The organism is Maritimimonas sp. 2205BS37-2, assembly GCF_056591755.1.
This window is the reverse complement of record NZ_JBWQOI010000002.1, coordinates 143702-164806: the sequence shown is the minus strand read 5'-3', so window position 1 is coordinate 164806 and position 21105 is coordinate 143702. Positions and strand designations below refer to the sequence as shown.

Here is a 21105-nt window from a genome sequence, read left to right as displayed (position 1 = left end):
GCTTTTTGTATATAGATTTTTTCTTCGAGTTTAATTCAAATTAGGAATTTGTTCAGCTGAAAATTCATACAGCTTATTCGCTTCTTTTTCTTTTAGTTCTTTTACAAGATCCAGTGCGTCAGGTATTACATCACTACATAGTATAATTAACGAACCCTTTTGAGCATTCTTTACAGCATGTAAAATTGCTTCTCGTTCTGATGGTATGATGGTGGTTTTTTTATTTGGATCCTTCATTTTAATGCCATCATTAAGCATTTTTATGAGCTCTTCTTCCGTTTTGCCTCTCAGACGTTTATCTTGTCTAATAATTACTTCATCAAACATTTCGGCAGCAATGCTACCCATTTCATTATTGTCTTCAACGCGCCTATCACCAATACCGGCTATAATTCCAACTTTTACCGTGGCATCTAAATTATCTGTAAATTGCTTTAAAGCCTTCATTCCAGCAGGATTATGCGCATAATCTACTAAAATTTGATAGTCTTTAAACTTAAATAAATTTAAACGTCCGGGCGTTTGAGAGGCTGATGGTATGAAAGTTTCCAATGCCATTTTCATATCTTCTAGCTTGAATCCTCTAACATAACCAGTTAAAACCACCGGTAATACATTTTGTATCATAAACGTAGCTTTTCCACCAAAAGTTAAAGGAACATTCACTGCTTTTACAACGCGCATTTTCCATTCACCTCTGCAGATGGTAATATACCCATTTTCATAGATAGCAGAAAGTCCACCACGTCTTTGCATAGCTTTAATACGCGGATTGTTCTCATCCAGAGAGAACAGCGCCACATTACACTCAACACTTTTTCGCATGCCATACACAAGATCATCATCAGCATTTAAGATTGCATAGCCATCTGGTAATACCGTTTCAGGAATTACACCTTTAACTTTCGCTAATTGTTCTACGGTATGAATTCCTCGTAACCCTAAATGATCAGCAGCTACATTCGTTACTATACCTATATCACAGTTTTTAAACCCTAGGCCAGCACGCAATAATCCTCCTCGAGCACTTTCGAGCACTGCGAAATTCACTGTTGGGTCTTTTAAGACAAATTCTGCACTTGCCGGACCAGTACAATCACCTTTCATCAATAATCGATTTTGGATATATACACCATCGCTTGTAGTGTAACCAACCTTATATCCTTGCATTTTGGCCATATGAGCCATTAATCGCGTTGTAGTGGTCTTACCATTAGTTCCTGAAATTGCTACAATAGGGATTCTTGAGGTAGCTCCGGGAGGAAATAATTTGTCTATTACCGGAGCAGCTACATTACGAGGCAAACCTTCGGTTGGTGCTAAATGCATTCTAAAGCCAGGTCCGGCATTGACCTCTAAGACGGCTCCACCTGTTTCGGCTAATGGTTTACTGATATCGGTAGTCATTATGTCAATACCGCAAATATCAAGGTCAATAATTTTAGAAATACGTTCAGCCATAAACACATTGGCAGGATGTACGATATCTGTTACATCTTCGGCGGTGCCGCCTGTGCTTAAATTGGCAGTATCTTTTAGGATTAGTTTTTCATCTTCTGCTAAAACGGTATCTACAGTATAACCATGTGAAGAAATAATTGTTTTGGTAAGGTCATTGATCGTAATTTGTGTTAATACCTTTTCATGTCCATACCCTCTTCGAGGATCTCTATTAACTTCATCAACAAGTTCTTGAATGGTTGATTTCCCATCGCCAACAACATGTGCAGGAGTTCTTTTTGCAGCGGCTACCAACTTATTATTAATAACCAGTAATCTATAATCTTCACCGGTAATATATTTTTCTACAATAACCGATCTCGAAATTTCTTTAGCCGCGTTAAAAGCAACTAGCGCCTCTTCATAGTTTTGAATGTTTACTGTAATTCCTCTACCATGATTACCACTTATAGGTTTTATAACTAAAGGATATCCTACATAATCACAAGTGTCTTCTAAACTACTTTCTCTACGAATAATATCACCTTTAGGAACTTCAACTTCTGCTTGTTCTAATAAATATTTAGTGTCTTCTTTGTCACAAGCAATTTCAACACCTATATTACTTGTTTCACTAGTAACTGTTGCCTGAATTCGCTTTTGATTTGCTCCATAGCCCAACTGACATAACGAATATTTATTCAATCGAATCCATGGAATCCCTCTGCGTTCGGCTTCTTCCACAATAGAGCCTGTACTAGGTCCTAAGCGCTCTTCTTCGCGTATTTCTCGCATTGTTTGAATGTCTTCGGCCAAATCATAATCTTCACCGGCGATAAGTGCCTCACATATGCTAACTGAAGCTTTTGCTGCATATCTACCAACTTTTTCCTCCATATAAGAGAACACTACGTTATAAACTCCTTCTTCTCCATAACCGCGAGTTCTTCCAAACCCGGTGTCCATTCCTGCTAAAGTTTGAACCTCAAGTGCAATATGCTCAATAATATGCCCCATCCAAGTACCTTCATCAACCCTTTGAAAGAAACCTCCAGGTTCACCTACCGAACAACGGTGTTCATACATGCTAGGAAACATCTTTTTTAACCGCTCAGAAAATCCATTGATTTTATTGGAAGGGAATTGCTCCATTTCTTCAAGGTCAAGAACCATTACTATTAACTTGTGACGACGAACTGACCAATAATTTGGACCTCTCATGGCATTGATACTCCGGATTTTCATAAGGCTGAGGTTTAAATGAATTAATATTTGTTAGCTATACATAAATATAAAAATTTTTCTAAATAAAATTCGTTTATTTTTGCATGCAATTATAGAACGATTTATGAAGCAACAAAAAGCAAAGGGAACTTTAATTCCAATAGGTGGAAATGAAGACAAAGGAATTGAAGATAATGAGCAATACACCTTAGATTATATTAGCGAAGGTATTCTTTATCATGTGGTAAGAGAAGCAGGAGGAATGGACGCCAATATAGTGGTGATCCCTACAGCATCTGGGATACCTGTAGAAATAGGAGAAAACTATATTGCAGCCTTTACAAAACTAGGATGTAAAAATGTGACTATTCTTGATATAAGAAGTAAAGAAGATGCCGAAAAAAAAGAAGCTATCAATCTAATAAAGTCTGCAGATTGTATTATGTTTTCTGGAGGAGATCAATCTAAGATTACGAATAAAATTGGTGGGACTAAAATCCATGAAATTTTGTTAGATCGTTATAAGAATGAAGAAGATTTTGTTATTGCCGGAACGAGTGCAGGAGCGATGGTTATGGCCAAAGAGATGATAGCTGGAGGTAGCGCTGCTGAAGCTTTTGTTAAAGGAGCGGTAAACATGTATAAGGGACTGGGATTGGTGCCAGAATTAATTATAGATACACATTTTATTCAACGAGGACGTTTTGGTAGAGTATCCGAAGCTGTGGCAAAATTCCCTAAAAAGATTGGTATTGGTTTAGCAGAAGATACAGGTTTAATCATTAAGAATGATATCGTTGAAGTAATTGGCTCGGGTATGATCATTGTGTTCGATCCGAGAAAAGTTAAACATAATAATGAAAGAATCCTTAAAGAGGGTACACCAATGTCTCTTACAAATTTAAAAGTGCATATACTCGCTAACGGCGATAGATTTAATATTAAAAAGAAAAAGGTAAAAGTACTGCCGGTGGAAGCTCCTTTTATTTAAGCATTAGTAGTATTTAGGTTGAGCTCCATTTCATATTGGTCTACGGTATTTACCAAGCCAGCAAATTCAACTGCTTTTATTTTTTCTTTTAATCTTGTGTCAATATTGTTAATTCTAATCACTTTATTAACTGATTGAATTGCAGAAAAAAGTATATCCCATTTCGAAGGAATATCCTCTAAGATATCAAATTGAGCAATATAACCCGATTCAGTATCCATGATAAAATATGACTGAATTTCATCATCAACTAGTACCTGATAATAATTATAATTTCTCTCCTTTAGGCTTTCAGATTGATTGTCCCAAGAGTAAAATTTCTGGTTTGGGGATGTCTTCCAATTAAAAGTTTTATGAGTAACTTCTTCTAATTGAAATTTTTGGTGAGTTTCAAGCACTATTCCTCCTTTATAACATTTATAATGTTTACATGTTTTAAAACCAATGCCTAGATAAGACTTGATGGCTTTTTTATTTTTGGTAATAACCTCCAGTTGACATTTTGTAATTCCATTGCTGATTAATTTTGGCAATGCATACTCGTAAATAGTTTTTACAATTCGTTTTCCTCGATATTTAGGAATTACGCCTGTTCCAGAATTATAAGCTATCAATTCACCTTGGCGTCTACCAATGGCATTGATAATAAAACCAATAAGTTTATTCTTGTCAAACATGCCATAAGACAAATCGTATCTCACTCCTGCTGCTTTCCAAACCTGCCTGTAATAATTAGGGTCTTGAGGCATTTTCACAAAATAGTTCTCAAATGCATTAAGAAAACATTCTATTATAATGTTAAAGTCAGTAGTGCCTAAATGTTTAACTTCCATTATTTATAAATTGCAATTTCTTGATGCCCATTTGAAGATTTAGAGGCTCGATACATACCTTCGGTATTAAAGGGCATTGCTATATTCCCTTTTGAATCTACGGCAATGAGTCCGCCATCTCCTTTAATTTTTAGTATCCGGTTGTTTATTACCTCGCTAGCAGCAGCTTCCAAACTAAGGTTTTTATGTTCTATTAAGCAAGAAACATCATAGGCTACAACTCCTCTAATAAAATATTCTCCGCTACCAGTGCAGCTTACGGCACAGGTTTCATTATTGGCATAATTTCCTGATCCGATCATTGGAGAATCACCTACACGTCCAAATCGCTTATTGGTCATTCCGCCGGTCGATGTTGCGGCAGCAATATTTCCGTTTTGATCGCATGCAACAGCTCCTACAGTGCCAAATTTCGAATCTTTTTTTAACGAATGATCTAATTGAAAGCTATCGGTATCTTTAATTTCTAACCATTGTTGATGACGCAATTCATCATAGAAATACGCAGCATCTTCAATTTTATAGTTGTTTAGCTTTGCGAAATTCATTGCTCCTTCCCCGGCTAAAAACACATGCTCACTTTTTTCCATTACATTTCTGGCTAATGAAATCGGATTTTTAATTCCGGTAATTAAAGATACGGCACCCGCATTTAAGGTTTTACCATTCATTATAGAAGCATCCATTTCATGTGTTCCATTAGCTGTAAAAACACTCCCTTTTCCGGCATTGAATAAATGTGAATCTTCTAATGCGATTACCGCTTGTTCTACAGCATCGATAGCAGTTCTACCCTCGCTTAAAACCGAATAACCCTTGTTTAGAGCTAATTGTAATGCAGCTTTGTATTCTTTTTCTAGTTTAGAAGTCATCATGCCTTTTACTAAGGTCCCTGCACCACCATGAATAGCTAAAGAAAATGTATTCATTCAAATAAATTTTAGAAGTGAAAAATAGTAATTAAATAGTTTATAGCATAAAAAAAAACCCAAGACTCTTGTCTTGGGCTTTTTACTTTAGATAAAGTAAATTACAAACCTATAACCAAGGTGGCTGTAAATTTATCGTTGGTTATATCTAAATCTGCAGCGTCTGCGGCCGCTATATCTTGAAATTTAAACTGATCCTTTCTTTCAGAGTTTTGATAAGCAAGGTCTAATCGAGTATGCTTTCCAAATTTAAACCCTATACCAAAAGAATATCCGGTAAGATCTCCGTAAGTACGTTTTATGGTATTAGTTGGGCCATCTCTAAATGGACTCTCTTCAAAGCGATAACCACCTCTTAAACTCACATTATTAAACCTGAATTCGGCGCCCACTTTATACTGAGAACTCCCTTTTAAGTTATTCTCTAAGTCTAAATTTTCTCCTCCGTTATTAAAATCATTGCTAGGTCGTAGTTTGATGTTTGAATAGTCTTTGTAAGTATAATCAAAACTAATTAAACCCTCTTTTCCAAAAATGTAGGCAAAACTACCTGTTACCCTCGCAGGAGAAATAATATTATAATCAAATTCACTAAGTTGTAATAGGTCTTCTGTATCGAGTTGACCATTAATAAAAACTTGTTGATCGTTTGCAATCAATGTTTCGGTTAAACTATACCAAGTAGGGCTTTCAACGGCAATACCTAAACGAACTTCTTGTGAAGGCTTGGCGATAATTCCAGCACTCACAGACACCCCAGTACCTGTGGTGGCTAATTCTTGAGTTGCAAGCACATCAAAAGTATTATCAGCATCATCAGCATTAAATTCTTCCACTTGAGCAAGTTGAATAAAATCAATATCGTGCGTTGTTATTGAAGCACCTATATATAGTTTGTCACTATATTGTGAGGCAAATGACAGTACAAACTTATCGTTTTGACCGTTCATAAAGTTTCTAAACACTTGCCCTTGTGAATTAGGATATAGAACATCTGGATCATAAAAATCAGTTAAAGGTGTAAATGGGCTTGGGCCATCAACTAACCAGCTGTTTTCAAAGTCCTTTGATAAGTTATAGTTAAATCCAATCGTAAATTTAGACCAATTTGAACCACTGTGTGCATTAAAAACAAGCACTCCGCCCGCTTGAGTAACATTAAAAAAATCGTCTTCATTTAAGAGACTATTATTATAAAATGTGGTTGAAATATCAGTGGCTCTTCCACCCAAAGTAATACCAACAGATGAACCTTTAAAAACTGCAGTTCCGGCAGGATTTATCGCTGTAGCTGAAAAATCTCCACCTAGAGCTCCAAAAGCTCCACCCATTGCATTAAAACGAGCAGTTCCATTTTGCTCTTCATTTGAAAATAATATTGCAGCATCACTATAACTTATTGCCTGATTTTCTATATTCTGAGCAATAATTGCCCATGAGGATAGCAATCCTCCTAAAAGGAATACAAACTTTTTCATAAAATGTTTCTCTTTAAATTATTGTCTTCTTGAACTTGAGGATCTGGTTGATGATCTTGAAGATGAACTACTTCTAGAAGGTGAACTTCTATACGTAGACCCAGAGGAAGATCTACTATAACTTCTTCCGCTAGAAGATGAACTTCTTGCTCTGGTAGAACTATTACTTCTTGTTGTGCTATACGATCTTCGACTTGAATTAGACGAATAACTTCTTGTTCTTGAAGTGCTTTGAGGTGATCGCGAGCGAGTGACAGAAGTGGCTCTTCTCTGTGGATTTGTTCTATAAGTAGAGGCATATCCTCTTCTTGTTGAGGTACTTCTTCTTACTCCGCTAGAGCGTGAAGGACTTGTAGAGCGCCTAATTGTAGAATTGCTTCTGCGTATTGGAGCTGATCTTCTAACGCCTGAATTGTTTCTAGTGCTTGAACTGCGTCTTACACCATTATATGATCGAGTAGAAGTGCTTCTTCTATTAGTTGTAGTTCTGCGTGAAGTACCTAAATTTCTATAAGAAGAATGTCTTCTATTTAATGTATTATATCGTCTTGAAGTGTTGCCAGCATATCTTCTTCCATAGTTGTATCGACCACGATTGCCATAGTAATATCCTCTGCCGTAAAATCCTCTATAACCATATCGATATGGGCTGTAAAAGCCATAACCATAATGCCAAGGGTTGTAGAAACCACCATATCCATAAAAAGGTGGGCAATAAATACCGCCAATACCATAACCATAATAAGGATTGTTCCAATAACCACCATAAATCCATGGATCGTTCCACAACCAATTATTCCAGCCAAAATTATTACCTACACCAACATTTAAATTAACAACAACATCATCAGTATATTCCCAAGCTCCACTTCTGTTTTGATTTTTTTCTAAACCTTCTTCATCATCATAATAAATAGAATCAACATCAGTAAAGATATCGTCTTCTGTAAGGTCAGAATATCTTTCGGCTTCTTTTTTGAAGTAATCTTTATAAGCTGATGACCGTTCATTTTCAACTACAACTAATTTTTTGTCTTCAGAAGCATAAATACCGTCATCTTCTTGTGTAGAACCTACTTCTCTATAAACAATACAAGAAGTTGTTGTGCTAAGTAAGATCAATCCTATTAAAGATAAAAATACTGATCTTGAAGTGTAGTTATTAATTTTCATATCCTATGGCTTTTTCTTATTGTAAATTACAAATTATATTTAGCTTTGCACCGATTATAATTTGTGAAATATTTAACACAATATTTGTGCCAAACAAACAATATGGATAAAAAATTAACGAAAAGAAGCGAAGATTATTCTAAATGGTATAATGAGCTAGTGGTAAAAGCTGATCTTGCAGAGAATTCTGGAGTGCGCGGATGTATGGTTATAAAACCGTATGGTTTTGCAATATGGGAAAAAATGCAGGCAGAGCTCGATAGGATGTTTAAAGAAACCGGGCATGAGAATGCTTATTTCCCTCTTTTTATACCTAAATCTTATTTTAGCAAAGAAGCTAGTCATGTTGATGGGTTTGCTAAAGAATGTGCCGTAGTTACACATTATAGATTGAAGAATGATGAAAATGGTAAAGGAATTGTTGTTGACGAAAAGGCTAAATTAGAAGAAGAATTGATTGTTCGTCCAACTTCAGAAACCATTATTTGGGATACTTATAGAAAATGGGTACAATCGTATAGAGATTTACCAATTTTAGTCAATCAATGGGCAAATGTTGTACGATGGGAGATGCGCACTCGATTGTTTTTACGTACGGCAGAATTTCTGTGGCAAGAAGGGCATACTGCACATGCTACTAAAGATGAAGCTGTTGCTGAAGCAGAGCAAATGCAAGGTGTTTACGCCAATTTTGTTGAAAATTTTATGGCGGTACCTGTAATTAAAGGAACAAAAACAGAAAGTGAGCGTTTTGCGGGTGCTCTAGAAACATATACTATAGAGGCTTTAATGCAAGATGGAAAGGCACTACAAGCTGGGACTTCACACTTTTTAGGACAAAATTTTGCTAAGGCATTTGATGTTAAGTTTACAACCAAAGAAGGTAAACAAGATTATGTTTGGGCTACCTCTTGGGGAGTATCAACACGCTTAATGGGAGCGTTGATTATGACGCATTCTGATGATAATGGCTTGGTATTACCACCAAAACTGGCTCCAATTCAAGTTGTTATTGTACCAATATATAAAGGAGAAGAGCAATTAGATGCTATTTCTGAAAAAGCGGAACCTATTATAGCCGAATTACGTGCAAAAGGTATTACTGTTAAGTTTGATAAACGAGATACCCATAAACCTGGTTGGAAGTTCGCTGAATATGAATTAAAAGGAGTTCCTTTAAGAATTGCAATGGGCCAAAGAGATCTTGAAAACAATACTGTTGAATTGGCAAGAAGAGATACGTTGACTAAAGAAACGATTGCCCAAGATCAACTAATTGCAACTATTGAAAGGCTTTTAAAGGAAATTCAAGAAAACCTTTATAAAAAGGCTATTGATTATAGAAATGAACATATTACCGAGGTTAGCACTTTCGACGAGTTTAAAGAAGTAATTGAGAATAAAGGCGGTTTTGTATCAGCACATTGGGATGGTTCTTCGGAAACGGAAGATAAGATTAAAGAATTAACAAAAGCAACGATTCGTTGTATACCTTTAAATCAGAAGGAAGAAGAAGGGATTTGTGTTTTTTCAGGTGAAAAATCAACAAAAAGAGTACTTTTTGCGAAAGCATATTAATTTTTTTTAAAAAGTGCTTGCAGAGAATAAAATTTGTTTTATTTTTGCACTCGCTTTACAAAGGTAAAGAACATAATGGCCCGTTCGTCTAGGGGTTAGGACGCCAGGTTTTCATCCTGGTAACAGGGGTTCGATTCCCCTACGGGCTACAAAGTTTTTAAACAAAAATATAAATGGCAAATCATAAGTCAGCATTAAAGAGAATTAGAAATAGCGAAACGAAGCGCTTAAGAAATAAATTTCAGCATAAAACAACGAGAAATGCTATCAAAAATTTACGCGCTACTGATAAGAAGAAAGATGCAGAAGCTCAACTTCCTTTGGTAATTGCTATGCTTGATAAATTAGCTAAAAGAAACATTATTCATAAGAACAAAGCAGCGAACTTAAAGTCGAAACTAACAAAGCACGTTGCATCTTTATAGTAATAGGATGATCTTTTAAAGTATAAAGCAGCTGTTCGAGCTGCTTTTTTTATGCCTTTTTTTGAAAAAAGAATTTCTTTGAAGTAGGAGTTTTAGCTTTTGAACTGTTTTACTTGAAATGAAGAGATGATGGTAAGCAACACAGAACATAGCGAAATTACTTATGTATTGTTTGGCAAAGAGGCAGGTAAATTGTACAAGTTATCTTTAAAAACGCTATTAAATTCATTAGATGTTGAATTTAAAGTTGGGGCTTATGTGAGTGTAAAGAAGTTTGTGAATGAATCTAAAGAGTGGGATGATTTCACCGAAATCTCTAAAGAGGATTTTTTAATTTTGAGAAGAATATCATCCAAAAAGCTTCAATCTGAGAATAAAAAGAGAAGTTTATTTACAAGACTTTTTAAATAAATTTAACAACTACCAGACATAGGTCTTATCTGCATCTAGCCTTATAAAAATAAATAATATAAGGGTAAAACCCCAGAGCGAAGATCCTCCGTAACTAAAGAAAGGTAGTGGTATTCCTATAGTTGGTAATAGCCCAATTACCATCCCAATATTAATCATAAAGTGAAAAAAGAATATGGTTGCTGTGGCATAACCAAATATTCGACTAAAATCTGATTTCTGTCTTTCGGCTAATTGTACAATACGTATGATAAAGGCAGTAAAAATTAAAATAATAGCTGTACTGCCTAAAAACCCCCATTCTTCACCTACGGTGCTGAAAATATAATCAGTATGTTGTTCGGGAACAAAATTACCCTGAGTTCTATCTCCTTCTAAAAACCCTTTTCCTGTTAACCCTCCAGAACCTATCGTAATCATTGATTGATTGGTATTATAACCTATACCTTGGGTGTCTGATGTTTTTCCCAATACAATACTAAAACGATCACGATGTCTTTGTTCAAATACGTTATTGAAAATATAGTTTACACTAAATATAAATAGCCCGATTACTAAATAAACACTAATAAACTTAAGCCAATCTCTTTTAAAATGGACATTGTTTATTTTAGTTAGATATAGAAAAAAAATGGTGACTAGCGTGAGCACTACTATTAGAGTGATTTTTAAACCTAGTGCTAAGGTTAGTACAAATAATAAAATGGCAAACAAGCCTATTGCAATATAATATGCAGGCAAGCCTTCTCTATAAAGTACAAAAATAAGTGATAAATAAATTAGAGCTGAGCCAGCATCAGGTTGTAATACAACCAAAATAGTTGGAATTAATAAAACAGCAAAGGCTTTTAGCTGTGTATTAAAATTTTTAAGATCATTAGATGGCGTAGCTAAAAAATTAGCTAATGCTAAAGCAGTAGCAGCCTTAGCGAATTCAGAAGGTTGTAAACTTATACTTCCAAAATTATACCATGAAGTGGCTCCATTAATTGTAGAGCCAAAGAGAAATAACCCTAAAAGTAATACAATAGATAGTGCATAAATTACACCTGAAAAGCGTTCATAAAACTTTGAATCTATTGAAAGTGTGATTATAATCAAGGCTAGATTGGCAACCATCTTTTGTACATGTTTGCCCGACAATGTTGAAAAGTCAAAAATTGAAGTTTGATCTTGATCTACAGTGGCAGCATAAATATTTACCCATCCAAAAATGACCAAAGCAAAGAACAATAGAACTAGTACTAAATCGATACCTACAAATATATTATTCTTCCGTTTTCTCAATCTCTTCTTCTTTTAAAGCTTTTGCACGCTCTTCCAGTTCTTTTTGTTTAAGATATAATTCTCTTAACTGCTTTTGCACTGCTACATTACGTTCATATTCATCTTTCAAGCTGCCCTCTAACATACGTTTTTCCAACCAAGATCTGCTGGTTTCACCTTTTAAATACTTTTCAATCATTAATGTTGCGATTGGGCCTGCCCACCGAGAACCCCAGTATCCGTTTTCAACAAAAACAGCAATTGCAATTTTCGGATTGTCTTTTGGAGCAAAGGCTATAAACACAGAGTGATCTGTTAATTGCTCTTTATTACCTTTATAGCTAACAAAATTCTCGGCTGTACCGGTTTTTCCGCAAATTTCTATGCCCTTAACTTTCGAACCTGCAGCGGTACCCTTTTCAAAAACATTAAAAAGTCCTTCTATTACTGGTTCAAAGTGTCTTTTATCAATAGTGGTATGCTTCGCTTTTGTAAATTCGTTAATCTCTATTGGTTTGTTATCAATTTTCTTAAGTATATGTGGAGTGTAGTAAAACCCTCGATTTGCTATAGCGGCAGTCATATTTGCTAACTGTATTGGCGTGGTAAGAATTTGTCCTTGTCCAATTGCATTTGAAATTGTGTAGGTAGACGTCCAATTTTTAGCAGGATACCATTGGTCATATAAATCTGAGTCAGGGACTAAGCCTTTTTTCCCTGTGGGAAGATCTGAACCTAAGAAATTTCCTAAACCGAAGCTCTTAGCATGTTTGCTCCATGATTCCATTCCATCATGTGGTCGATCATATTTTTCTATGCTACGTCTATATACATTTGCAAAATATGCATTACAAGACTTATAAATACCTTTGTTTAATTTTATAGGAGATCCGTATACACCACAGTGACAGCCCATAAAGGCGCCGTTTCCACGACCATATTTATATCCGCCATAGCAATAAAATGAGGTGTTTTCATTTATTACTCCTTCTTGAAGCCCTATCAACCCTGTAATTGCCTTAAATGGAGATCCGGGAGGATATTGCGCTAAGAGACTTCTATCAAACATTGGTTTATTGATAGAGTCACCGAACAGTTCTACCGAATTTTTAGATCTTTTCCTTCCTACCATTCTATTTGGATCATAAGTAGGTGTTGATACTAGTGTAAGTATTTCACCTGAAGAAGGTTCTATAGCAACTATTCCACCGCGTTTATTGCTCATTAATAGTTCGCCATATTGCTGTAATCTAATATCTAACGATAGTGTGAGGTCTTTCCCTACCACAGCTAATGTGTCATAGTTTCCACTTTTATAGGGCCCCATATCTTTATTGAACCGATCTTTCTGAATAAACTTAACGCCTTTGATCCCACGAAGTAATTCTTCATATTGCTTTTCAATACCATTAACTCCATGGTATTCGCCCAACTGATAGTAAGAATTTTGTTTAAGGAAACCTTCATTAACTTCCCCAATATAGCCAAGTACATTTGGGGCACTTTTTACAGGATACTCTCTCAAAGACCTCTTTTGAATATAAAACCCTTTGTAATGATGCATTTTTTCCTGTAAGTAAGCATAACTTTCTTTAGAGACCTGAGCTAAAAAAACGGAAGGAATTCGAGTGGAGTAGCGCGTGGCTCTTTTAACACTCTTAATATATTCTTCTTTGGTTATTTGTAAGAGATTGCAAAATTCGGTAGTATCAATTTTTTTTACATCTTTTGGAATAACCATTATGTCATAAGTAGGTTGATTAGCTACCAATAAAACACCATTCCTATCATAAATATATCCCCTTTGTGGATAATCATATTTGATTTTTACGGCGGCGTTATTTAATGGAGAGGCTCTGTAGGTATCGTCTATTACTTGTAAATAGAATAGGCGAACTATAAAAATAATACCTACAGCCATTACAGAAAAGTATGCTAAATACTTACGTTCCATCTTATTTTTTCTTTGTTATTAATACAAGACTTAACATAATTAAAATAATAGTAAAAATACTTGTTAGAAATGTTCGTGAGAAAATAGTCATTAAATGGCCGAACTTAAAATATTCTAAACTAAAAATGATAAAACTATGTATAAATACCAAAATTGATACATAGGTAAGAATCTTTAATTGTGGTTGTTTGGTAATATTAAATACTTGAAAATCTATTTCATTTTTACCAAGCACCCACTTTAATAATGGTAAACGTATGTATGCAATAAAAAGTGTAGCGGCGGCATTAATGCCGCCCGAGTTTAAAAAAAAGTCGATAAACAGTCCCAATAAAAAACACAAGAGTAATAAGACACTTCTATCTTTTCTATAAGGAAATATTATTACAAATAGTACATATAAAAAAGGGTTTATATAACCTAGAAAAAGTATCTTATTCAAGATAACTACCTGTAAAAGTACTAGAATAATAAATAGTGCTATGTTTTGAAGTACATTATTATTCATTGGTTTGCTCTTGTAAAGTTTCGATTTCTTCTTTATATAAACTCACAATCACATTTACGGGTCCAATAGCGCTCATGTCATTGAACAGGCGTATATTAACAAAACTGTAATTATTATTGTCAACTTTAAAATCTTCAATGGTTCCAACAGGTATTCCCTTGGGGAAAATGATTGATTTACCTCCTGTGATGATACTGTCTCCAACTTTTATGTTTGCCTGAATAGGCAAGTCTTCTATTTGAAGTATGTTGTAGTCTTTACCATCCCATTTTAAGGAGCCGAAATGAGGGCTATTTTTCAGTCCAACATTGATCTTTGAATTTTCATTTAAAATAGACTGTACTGTGGCATAGTTTTTTGAAACACTTTGTGTAATGCCTATAATTCCTTTGCTGTTTACAACCGCTTGATCAAATAATATTCCGTCTTTAGATCCCTTATCTATTGTTAGATAATTGTATCTTTTATGGAATTGATTATCGATTACCTTTGCAGGAGTATATAAATACCTTTGAAAATATTTTGAGGTATCATTTACGGCAAACATTTGAGCGGTGGTATCGATACCTTGTAATTCAATAATATTTTTTAAACGTGTGTTTTCTTCTTGCAATTGTTGATTATAGGTTCTTAATTGAGTTAGTTCTCGAAACCTATTAATTCTATTATAAATACCGCCGCTTAAAAAATTAGCAGAATTTACAAATTTGCTTTTATGGTAAGAATGATTTTGTATCGTTAGTGAAAGGGCAATGATTTCTAACAACAAAAAGAATAAAAAGTATCTGTACTTTGTAATAAAATTTACAATTTGTTGCATACGTTGTCACTACTATTTCATCAATACACTTTTGTATTTTTCTAAATCTTTAAGCGCTATACCTGTACCTCTAACTACGGCTCTTAAAGGATCCTCAGCAACATATACCGGAAGGTCCGTTTTTCTTGACAAACGTTTATCAAGTCCACGTAACATAGAGCCTCCGCCGGCTAAATAAATACCTGTATTATAGATATCTGCAGCTAATTCAGGAGGCGTTTGAGATAAGGTCTCCATAACTGCATCTTCTATACGTAAGATAGATTTGTCTAATGCTTTGGCAATTTCTCTGTAAGAAATTTTGATTTGCTTTGGCTTTCCACTTAATAAATCACGACCTTGTACTAAAATGTCATCTGGTGCTTCATCTATATCTTCGGTTGCGGCACCTACATCAATTTTTATCTTTTCAGCAGTAGTTTCACCAACATAGAGATTATGTTGTGTTCGCATGTAGTATGCAATGTCATTGGTGAATACATCTCCTGCCACTTTAATAGATTTATCACAAACAATTCCTCCTAAGGCAATAACCGCAATTTCTGTTGTTCCACCACCGATATCAATAATCATATTACCTTTAGGTTGCATAATATCAATACCGATACCTATAGATGCCGCCATCGGTTCATGAATCAAATAAACCTCCGTGGCTTTCATATGCTCAGCTGAGTCACGAACAGCTCGTTTTTCAACTTCTGTTATTCCTGATGGAATACAAATTACCATTCGCAATGAAGGAGACATAAAAAAGCGCTTTTTAATGGAAGGAATTTGTCGGATAAATTCCCTTATCATTTGTTCTGACGCCTCAAAATCAGCAATTACTCCATCCTTTAATGGTCGAATAGTTTTGATATTTTCATGCGTTTTACCTTGCATGAGATTAGCTTTTTTACCAATGGCAATTATTTTGCCTGTAGAGCGATCACGGGCAACGATTGATGGACTATCTATTACAACTTTACCATTGTGGATAATTAATGTATTAGCTGTTCCTAAGTCAATCGCAACGTCTTCTATCATGAAGTCGAAAAGTCCCATAGAGTTATTTAAGTTTGGGTTAAATAAAAAATTTGCGAATTGCCAAATTTAATAAAATAAAGTTAATTCTAGTGTTTAAAATGACGAGTTCCGGTAAATACCATAGACATATGGTTATTATCGCAGTAATCTATTGATAATTGGTCTTTTATAGAACCTCCTGGTTGAATTACAGTTTTAATTCCGGCGTTATCAGCAATCTCTACACAATCTGGAAACGGAAAGAAAGCGTCACTTGCCATCACCGCTCCCTCAAGATTAAAATTAAAATGATTGGCTTTTGTCACTGCTTGGTTTAGGGCATCTACACGAGATGTTTGGCCGGTACCGCTCGCGCATAACTGCTTGTCTTTGGCTAAAACAATAGTATTGGATTTGGTATGTTTACATATTTTAGATGCGAAGATTAAATCTTCTATTTCCTTCTCAGAAGGAGATAGTGCAGTTGCTGACTGTAAATCAAGGATAGTATCCGTTTTAAAATCTTTCTCCTGAACAAGTACACCATTTAAACAAGTTCTTACAACGGTTTTAGGTAATTCAATATCATGCAGTACTAGAAGAATTCTATTTTTTTTACCTATTAAAATTTCAATGGCATCATCATCAAAATTTGGAGCGATAACCACTTCACAAAAAAGCTTATGAATCTCTTCGGCAGTAGCCTTATCTATGGTGGTATTTGATATTAATATACCTCCAAAGGCAGAAATTGGGTCACCGGCTAAGGCATCTTTATATGCTTCTATAACGGTTGGCCGTTGAGCGATTCCACAGGCATTATTATGTTTTAAAATAGCAAAAGTAGGTGCTTCATCTTTAAACTCATTCATTAAGTTTACGGCCGCATCAACATCGAGTAAATTGTTATAGCTTAATTCTTTACCATGAAGTTTAGTAAACATCTCATTAAAGTTACCAAAGAAGAAACCTTTTTGATGTGGGTTTTCACCATAGCGCAATACTTTGCCTTTGGTTTCGCTAATCTTCAATGAGGCTATTTCATGATTAGCATTAAAGTAATTAAAAATAGCGCTGTCATAATGTGATGAAATATTAAAAGACCGAGCGGCAAATTGTTTACGTTGCTCTAAACTTGTTTCTCCACTTTGAGAGGAAATAATACCTAAGAATTCATCGTATTGCTCCATTGAAGAAACACAGATTACGTCTTTAAAGTTTTTAGCAGCCGCGCGAATTAGAGAAATGCCACCAATGTCTATTTTTTCTATAATGTCTTGTTCTGGGGCTCCTGATGCCACTGTTTTTTCAAAAGGGTATAAATCAACAATCACAATGTCCATTTCGGGTATTTCATATTCCGCTATCTGCGCAACATCACCATCATTTTCGCGACGTGATAGGATACCGCCAAATACTTTTGGATGTAAGGTTTTAACACGACCACCTAGGATAGATGGATAAGAAGTTAAATCTTCTACAGGTATAACGTCAATACCTTGCTCTTTAATAAACTTCTCGGTGCCTCCGGTTGAATAAATTGTAATGCCTAGCTCATTTAATTTTTGAACAATTGGGGCAAGACCATCTTTGTGAAATACTGAAATTAAAGCCGAAGTTGCTTTTTTTGTTGCGTTCATTATGTTGTGTTGTAGTTTTCGCGCAAAGCTACTAAAACGTTAAGCCTACACAATGAAAAAATAGAGATAATTAATGAACAATTAATTAACATTAATCGATAAGCCGACGATGATAATTAATTTGCCCTAAATGATAGTTTAAATGACCATAAAGATGAATTAAAAATTGCTCAACACTCATACCTTCTTTTCGAATATTTATAGGATAGGTTGCCTTCAAATCATCCTCTGATAGTTTAGACAGCGTAACTTTAATTATCGTTTTTACTTCATCAATTTTTTCTAAAATAGCTTCATTAGAGACATTTTTGTCGTTAAACTCAGCTTCACGATCTCTAACGTAACCTGTATTACCAAGAATGGCACCAATAAAATGGTTTAAGTTTCCTATGATATGGATGGTAAGATTTCCTGCAGAATTACTAATTTCTTTTTCTATACTCCAAAACTTATAATCATCTTCATAAGATTTTACTTCGTTTTTCAATCGATCAAGATCACGTAAAAATAAATCAATAAGGGCTGTTGTCATGGTTAGGCGCTATAAAAATTTAAAATATCAAGTTCGGCAACTTTTTCACAAACAAACTCTAATAACTCGGTGTCTTTTTCAGTAAATGGGTTCTTGGTGTGCGAATCTATATCAATTTGACCAATATTTTTACCATCAACAAATATGGGTATCACCACTTCACTTTTTACCTGCCAGCCACAAGATATATAATTATCTTGTTCTGAAACATCTTGAACAACAAAGTTCTGATTGCTAACTGCTACCTGACCGCAAATACCTTTTCCAAAAGGAATAATGGTGTGTTCTGTTGGTTCACCTGCAAACTGTGCTAACTTAAGCTCCTCTTTGTTTCCATTTCTAAAATAAAATCCTACCCAATCGTAATGATCAATTTCGTACATTAAATGATTACAAATAGCTTGTAATTTAATCTCAACAGAGGTGTTGTTATCTAAAATGTTGATAATTTCTTGCTTGAGGATACTTATATGCATGGCCAATGTGTAAATTTGGAAAATCTTTGACGAACAAATTTAAAATACTTTCAATTGAAGAAGAAGAAAACCATCATAAAATTTTTAGTTAAATTTTTTGTTACCTACGCATTATTGGTTTTGATTTATAATTTTTATTTAGACAGAACCCAACAGAAGGGTGACGCTTTCAGCTGTTCTCCTATTACACAAACAGTTGCGTATCATACTCAGAAATTGGCAAATTTTTTTGGATATAATACGACCGTATATCAGCATGAAAATGAACTATCGATGAAATTTTTTGTTGGTGATGTATATGCTCTTCGCATAGTGGAAGGATGTAATTCGGTTAGTGTTATTATTCTTTTTTTGGCATTTATAATTGCTTTTTCAGGAAGCCTAAAAGCAACGATTATTTATGGAATTATAGGCGGTTTCATAATTTATGTTGTAAATGTTGCGCGTGTAATGGCTTTAAGCTTATTATTGTATAAATTTCCAGAATATAAGGAAGAACTACATGGCTTATTATTTCCAGCAATTATTTATGGAACGGTATTCTTTTTATGGATAGTATGGGTAAACAAATTTTCATACATAAAAAAAACCAAACATGAAAAAAAGAGTTAGAATAGTGCTCATAATTTTCTTGTTTTTTATATTAATTGCTATACGTGCTATGGGCCCAGGATTATTTTATGATCCATTTATCGCCTATTTTCAACATGATTATATGCATTTTTCTATACCAGAATACAATAGTTTTAAGTTGTTTTTTAATCTATTGTTGAGGTATGCACTTAATATGATTGTTTCTTTAGCGATTATTTATTTGGCTTTTCAGAAAAAGGGATTGGTAAAATTTTCTGTTAAATTTTATATTGCTGCTTTTTTCGTATTAAGTATAAGCTATTATATACTTCTAAAAATTGGTTTTGAAAACGGACATTTATTTGGTTTTTATGTGCGAAGATTTTTAATCCATCCTGTTTTTGTACTTATATTATTACCGGCATTTTATTATCAAAAAAAACTGGTTAGATCGTCTGGAAAATCGTAAATTTATAGTCTAAAATTTAGATAAAACTTACGATTAAAAAAACGAATCTATGAGTATGCGTAATGATGTTTATATTCCACAAAGTAAACATCCAAGAATAGTCATTATAGGTGCCGGTTTTGCAGGCATTTATCTGGCTAAAGCCTTAAAAAATAAGCCTTTTCAAATAGTTTTATTAGACAAGAATAATTTTCATCAATTTCAGCCTTTGTTTTATCAGGTAGCTACTAGCGGATTGGAGCCAGATTCCATTGTTTTCCCAGTTCGGAAAATTTTTAGAGGATATAAAAACTTTGTTTTTAGAATGGCCAATGTCTTAAAGATTCATTCGAATGAAAAAGAGGTTGAAACAGACATTGGAGTAATATCATTTGATTATTTGGTATTAGCAACAGGAAGTACCAATAACTTCTATGGTATGAAGGATGTTGAAGCCAACAGTATTGGTTTGAAATCTATACGAGAATCATTAGATATACGTAGTAATATCTTACAGAATATTGAAAAAGCTGTGCAAGCCACTGATGATGAAATACGAAAGAAAAATACAACAGTCGTTATTGTAGGTGCGGGTCCCGCAGGCGTTGAAATGGCAGGAGCAATTGCTGAATTTAAGAGGTATATTTATGATAAAGATTATCCTGAATTAACCAATTTCCCAATTGAAATTCATATTGTTGAAGCTGGGTCTAAAGTACTATCTGCTATGACTGAAAAGTCATCAAAAGATACACTTAAAGATCTAATACGATTAGGAATACATGTACATTTAAATACTGCAGTAAAATCGTACGATGGTAGTAGTGTCATTCTTTCAAATGGCTCAAACTTACTAACAACGTCATTAATATGGACTGCGGGCGTACGAGGACAATTTCCTACTGGCGTTAAGCCAGATGTAGTTGTTAGAGGAAACCGCATTCATGTTGATGAATTTAATAGAATTGAAGGAGAAAAGAATATTTTCGCCATAGGCGACGTAGGTTTTATGAAAACAGAAGCCTATCCTGATGGGCATCCAATGGTTGCTCCCACGGCTATACAGCAAGGGCAACATTTAGCAAAAAACTTATTAATTAGTGAAAACAGTTGGAAACCCTTTAAATATTTTGATAAGGGAGCATTAGCAACAATTGGAAAAAAAAGAGCAGTGGCCGATCTTGGTAAATTGCATTTTCGAGGCTTCTTTGCTTGGTTTATTTGGTCTACAGTACATTTAATGTCGATTAGTGGTTTTAAAAATAAACTGCGAGTTGGACTTAATTGGATGAGTAGTTATTTTTCTTACGATAAAGGCAATAGATTGATTATTAGAAAATATAAACCAAGTAATCCAAGGTAGGAGGGTTACTAAAATTTTACTTATTAACACTATTTTAG

The 21105-nt window shown here is 34.4% G+C and carries 20 protein-coding genes and 1 tRNA gene; 8 read left to right on the top strand and 13 right to left on the bottom strand.

Features of this window, described 5'->3' with window-relative positions; translation table 11 throughout:
* Positions 1-30 precede the first annotated feature (30 nt).
* Entirely contained in the window at positions 31-2685 is a 2655-nt protein-coding gene (gene cphA / locus AC1EUU_RS08125) for a cyanophycin synthetase (protein WP_480200918.1), read from the bottom strand.
* A gap of 103 nt (positions 2686-2788) precedes the next feature.
* On the opposite strand from cphA, the gene AC1EUU_RS08120 reads away from it, so the two are divergent.
* Positions 2789-3655: a cyanophycinase gene (locus tag AC1EUU_RS08120; protein WP_480200917.1), complete on the top strand. Its 867-nt coding sequence runs from the start codon at positions 2789-2791 to the stop codon at positions 3653-3655.
* On the opposite strand, the gene AC1EUU_RS08115 is transcribed toward AC1EUU_RS08120, so the two are convergent.
* From AC1EUU_RS08115 to AC1EUU_RS08100, 4 genes are all read right to left on the bottom strand, one after another.
* Positions 3652-4488, bottom strand: a complete 837-nt coding sequence (locus AC1EUU_RS08115) for a GNAT family N-acetyltransferase (RefSeq protein WP_480200916.1) — start codon at positions 4486-4488, stop codon at positions 3652-3654. The genes AC1EUU_RS08120 and AC1EUU_RS08115 overlap by 4 nt on opposite strands.
* Positions 4488-5417 carry an isoaspartyl peptidase/L-asparaginase family protein gene (locus AC1EUU_RS08110; protein WP_480200915.1) on the bottom strand — a complete coding sequence of 310 codons (930 nt, stop codon included), beginning with the start codon at positions 5415-5417 and terminating at the stop codon, positions 4488-4490. The genes AC1EUU_RS08115 and AC1EUU_RS08110 overlap by 1 nt, the downstream gene beginning before the upstream one ends.
* 101 nt (positions 5418-5518) lie before the next feature.
* On the bottom strand, positions 5519-6895 hold the full coding sequence (locus AC1EUU_RS08105; RefSeq protein ID WP_480200914.1) for an OmpP1/FadL family transporter: 1377 nt from the start codon (positions 6893-6895) through the stop codon (positions 5519-5521).
* 18 nt (positions 6896-6913) lie between these two features.
* Complete coding sequence (locus AC1EUU_RS08100; protein WP_480200913.1) at positions 6914-8068, bottom strand: hypothetical protein; 1155 nt, start codon at positions 8066-8068, stop codon at positions 6914-6916.
* A gap of 102 nt (positions 8069-8170) precedes the next feature.
* Here AC1EUU_RS08100 and proS point away from each other — a divergent pair, with 102 nt between their 5' ends.
* The 4 genes from proS to AC1EUU_RS08080 all read left to right on the top strand — a co-directional run bounded on the left by proS (position 8171) and on the right by AC1EUU_RS08080 (position 10482).
* Entirely contained in the window at positions 8171-9646 is a 1476-nt protein-coding gene (gene proS / locus AC1EUU_RS08095) for a proline--tRNA ligase (RefSeq protein WP_480200912.1), read from the top strand.
* Positions 9647-9723: 77 nt separating this feature from the next.
* Positions 9724-9795: transfer RNA gene (locus tag AC1EUU_RS08090), tRNA-Glu, on the top strand.
* A gap of 24 nt (positions 9796-9819) precedes the next feature.
* A complete protein-coding gene (gene rpsT, locus AC1EUU_RS08085) occupies positions 9820-10071 on the top strand; it encodes a 30S ribosomal protein S20 (protein ID WP_480200911.1) in 252 nt (83 codons plus the stop codon).
* Between the two features lie 126 nt (positions 10072-10197).
* The gene (locus AC1EUU_RS08080) at positions 10198-10482 is read left to right on the top strand and encodes a hypothetical protein (protein WP_480200910.1); all 285 of its coding nucleotides are present in this window, start codon (positions 10198-10200) and stop codon (positions 10480-10482) included.
* A 9-nt stretch (positions 10483-10491) separates the two neighbouring features.
* On the opposite strand, the gene rodA is transcribed toward AC1EUU_RS08080, so the two are convergent.
* From rodA to AC1EUU_RS08040, 8 genes are all read right to left on the bottom strand, one after another.
* Complete coding sequence (gene rodA / locus AC1EUU_RS08075; protein WP_480200909.1) at positions 10492-11769, bottom strand: rod shape-determining protein RodA; 1278 nt, start codon at positions 11767-11769, stop codon at positions 10492-10494.
* Complete coding sequence (mrdA, locus tag AC1EUU_RS08070) at positions 11750-13702, bottom strand: penicillin-binding protein 2 (RefSeq protein ID WP_480200908.1); 1953 nt, start codon at positions 13700-13702, stop codon at positions 11750-11752. The genes rodA and mrdA overlap by 20 nt, the downstream gene beginning before the upstream one ends.
* A 1-nt stretch (position 13703) precedes the next feature.
* Positions 13704-14210 carry a rod shape-determining protein MreD gene (gene mreD / locus AC1EUU_RS08065; protein WP_480200907.1) on the bottom strand — a complete coding sequence of 169 codons (507 nt, stop codon included), beginning with the start codon at positions 14208-14210 and terminating at the stop codon, positions 13704-13706.
* The gene (gene mreC, locus AC1EUU_RS08060) at positions 14203-15030 is read right to left on the bottom strand and encodes a rod shape-determining protein MreC (RefSeq protein WP_480200906.1); all 828 of its coding nucleotides are present in this window, start codon (positions 15028-15030) and stop codon (positions 14203-14205) included. Before mreC ends, mreD begins: the two co-directional genes overlap by 8 nt.
* Positions 15031-15042: 12 nt before the next feature.
* Positions 15043-16074, bottom strand: coding sequence for a rod shape-determining protein (locus tag AC1EUU_RS08055; protein WP_480200905.1), 1032 nt, complete (start codon positions 16072-16074; stop codon positions 15043-15045).
* A gap of 68 nt (positions 16075-16142) precedes the next feature.
* Positions 16143-17675 carry a bifunctional phosphoribosylaminoimidazolecarboxamide formyltransferase/IMP cyclohydrolase gene (gene purH, locus AC1EUU_RS08050; RefSeq protein ID WP_480200904.1) on the bottom strand — a complete coding sequence of 511 codons (1533 nt, stop codon included), beginning with the start codon at positions 17673-17675 and terminating at the stop codon, positions 16143-16145.
* 91 nt (positions 17676-17766) lie between these two features.
* Positions 17767-18207, bottom strand: coding sequence for a DinB family protein (locus AC1EUU_RS08045; RefSeq protein ID WP_480200903.1), 441 nt, complete (start codon positions 18205-18207; stop codon positions 17767-17769).
* A gap of 2 nt (positions 18208-18209) precedes the next feature.
* Positions 18210-18683, bottom strand: a complete 474-nt coding sequence (locus AC1EUU_RS08040) for a GAF domain-containing protein (RefSeq protein ID WP_480200902.1) — start codon at positions 18681-18683, stop codon at positions 18210-18212.
* Between the two features lie 54 nt (positions 18684-18737).
* On the opposite strand from AC1EUU_RS08040, the gene xrtF reads away from it, so the two are divergent.
* Genes xrtF through AC1EUU_RS08025 form a run of 3 tightly spaced genes read left to right on the top strand, consistent with a single transcriptional unit; the run spans position 18738 to position 21067 of the window.
* Entirely contained in the window at positions 18738-19295 is a 558-nt protein-coding gene (xrtF, locus tag AC1EUU_RS08035; protein WP_480200901.1) for an exosortase family protein XrtF, read from the top strand.
* A complete protein-coding gene (locus AC1EUU_RS08030; RefSeq protein WP_480200900.1) occupies positions 19279-19725 on the top strand; it encodes an exosortase F system-associated membrane protein in 447 nt (148 codons plus the stop codon). The genes xrtF and AC1EUU_RS08030 overlap by 17 nt, the downstream gene beginning before the upstream one ends.
* A 49-nt stretch (positions 19726-19774) precedes the next feature.
* Positions 19775-21067 carry an NAD(P)/FAD-dependent oxidoreductase gene (locus tag AC1EUU_RS08025; RefSeq protein WP_480200899.1) on the top strand — a complete coding sequence of 431 codons (1293 nt, stop codon included), beginning with the start codon at positions 19775-19777 and terminating at the stop codon, positions 21065-21067.
* The last annotated feature ends 38 nt before the right edge of the window (positions 21068-21105 follow it).

Excerpts from the sequence above, each read along its gene's own strand:
- purH (WP_480200904.1), bottom strand. The coding sequence starts at position 17,675 with ATGAACGCAACAAAAAAAGCAACTTCGGCTTTAATTTCAGTATTTCAC.
- AC1EUU_RS08120 (WP_480200917.1), top strand. The coding sequence starts at position 2,789 with ATGAAGCAACAAAAAGCAAAGGGAACTTTAATTCCAATAGGTGGAAAT.
- mreC (WP_480200906.1), bottom strand. The coding sequence starts at position 15,030 with ATGCAACAAATTGTAAATTTTATTACAAAGTACAGATACTTTTTATTC.
- mreD (WP_480200907.1), bottom strand. The coding sequence starts at position 14,210 with ATGAATAATAATGTACTTCAAAACATAGCACTATTTATTATTCTAGTA.
- AC1EUU_RS08025 (WP_480200899.1), top strand. The coding sequence starts at position 19,775 with ATGAGTATGCGTAATGATGTTTATATTCCACAAAGTAAACATCCAAGA.
- mrdA (WP_480200908.1), bottom strand. The coding sequence starts at position 13,702 with ATGGAACGTAAGTATTTAGCATACTTTTCTGTAATGGCTGTAGGTATT.
- rpsT (WP_480200911.1), top strand. The coding sequence starts at position 9,820 with ATGGCAAATCATAAGTCAGCATTAAAGAGAATTAGAAATAGCGAAACG.
- AC1EUU_RS08115 (WP_480200916.1), bottom strand. The coding sequence starts at position 4,488 with ATGGAAGTTAAACATTTAGGCACTACTGACTTTAACATTATAATAGAA.
- cphA (WP_480200918.1), bottom strand. The coding sequence starts at position 2,685 with ATGAAAATCCGGAGTATCAATGCCATGAGAGGTCCAAATTATTGGTCA.
- AC1EUU_RS08080 (WP_480200910.1), top strand. The coding sequence starts at position 10,198 with ATGATGGTAAGCAACACAGAACATAGCGAAATTACTTATGTATTGTTT.
- AC1EUU_RS08105 (WP_480200914.1), bottom strand. The coding sequence starts at position 6,895 with ATGAAAAAGTTTGTATTCCTTTTAGGAGGATTGCTATCCTCATGGGCA.
- proS (WP_480200912.1), top strand. The coding sequence starts at position 8,171 with ATGGATAAAAAATTAACGAAAAGAAGCGAAGATTATTCTAAATGGTAT.
- AC1EUU_RS08030 (WP_480200900.1), top strand. The coding sequence starts at position 19,279 with ATGAAAAAAAGAGTTAGAATAGTGCTCATAATTTTCTTGTTTTTTATA.
- AC1EUU_RS08040 (WP_480200902.1), bottom strand. The coding sequence starts at position 18,683 with ATGCATATAAGTATCCTCAAGCAAGAAATTATCAACATTTTAGATAAC.
- AC1EUU_RS08055 (WP_480200905.1), bottom strand. The coding sequence starts at position 16,074 with ATGGGACTTTTCGACTTCATGATAGAAGACGTTGCGATTGACTTAGGA.
- AC1EUU_RS08110 (WP_480200915.1), bottom strand. The coding sequence starts at position 5,417 with ATGAATACATTTTCTTTAGCTATTCATGGTGGTGCAGGGACCTTAGTA.
- AC1EUU_RS08100 (WP_480200913.1), bottom strand. The coding sequence starts at position 8,068 with ATGAAAATTAATAACTACACTTCAAGATCAGTATTTTTATCTTTAATA.
- AC1EUU_RS08045 (WP_480200903.1), bottom strand. The coding sequence starts at position 18,207 with ATGACAACAGCCCTTATTGATTTATTTTTACGTGATCTTGATCGATTG.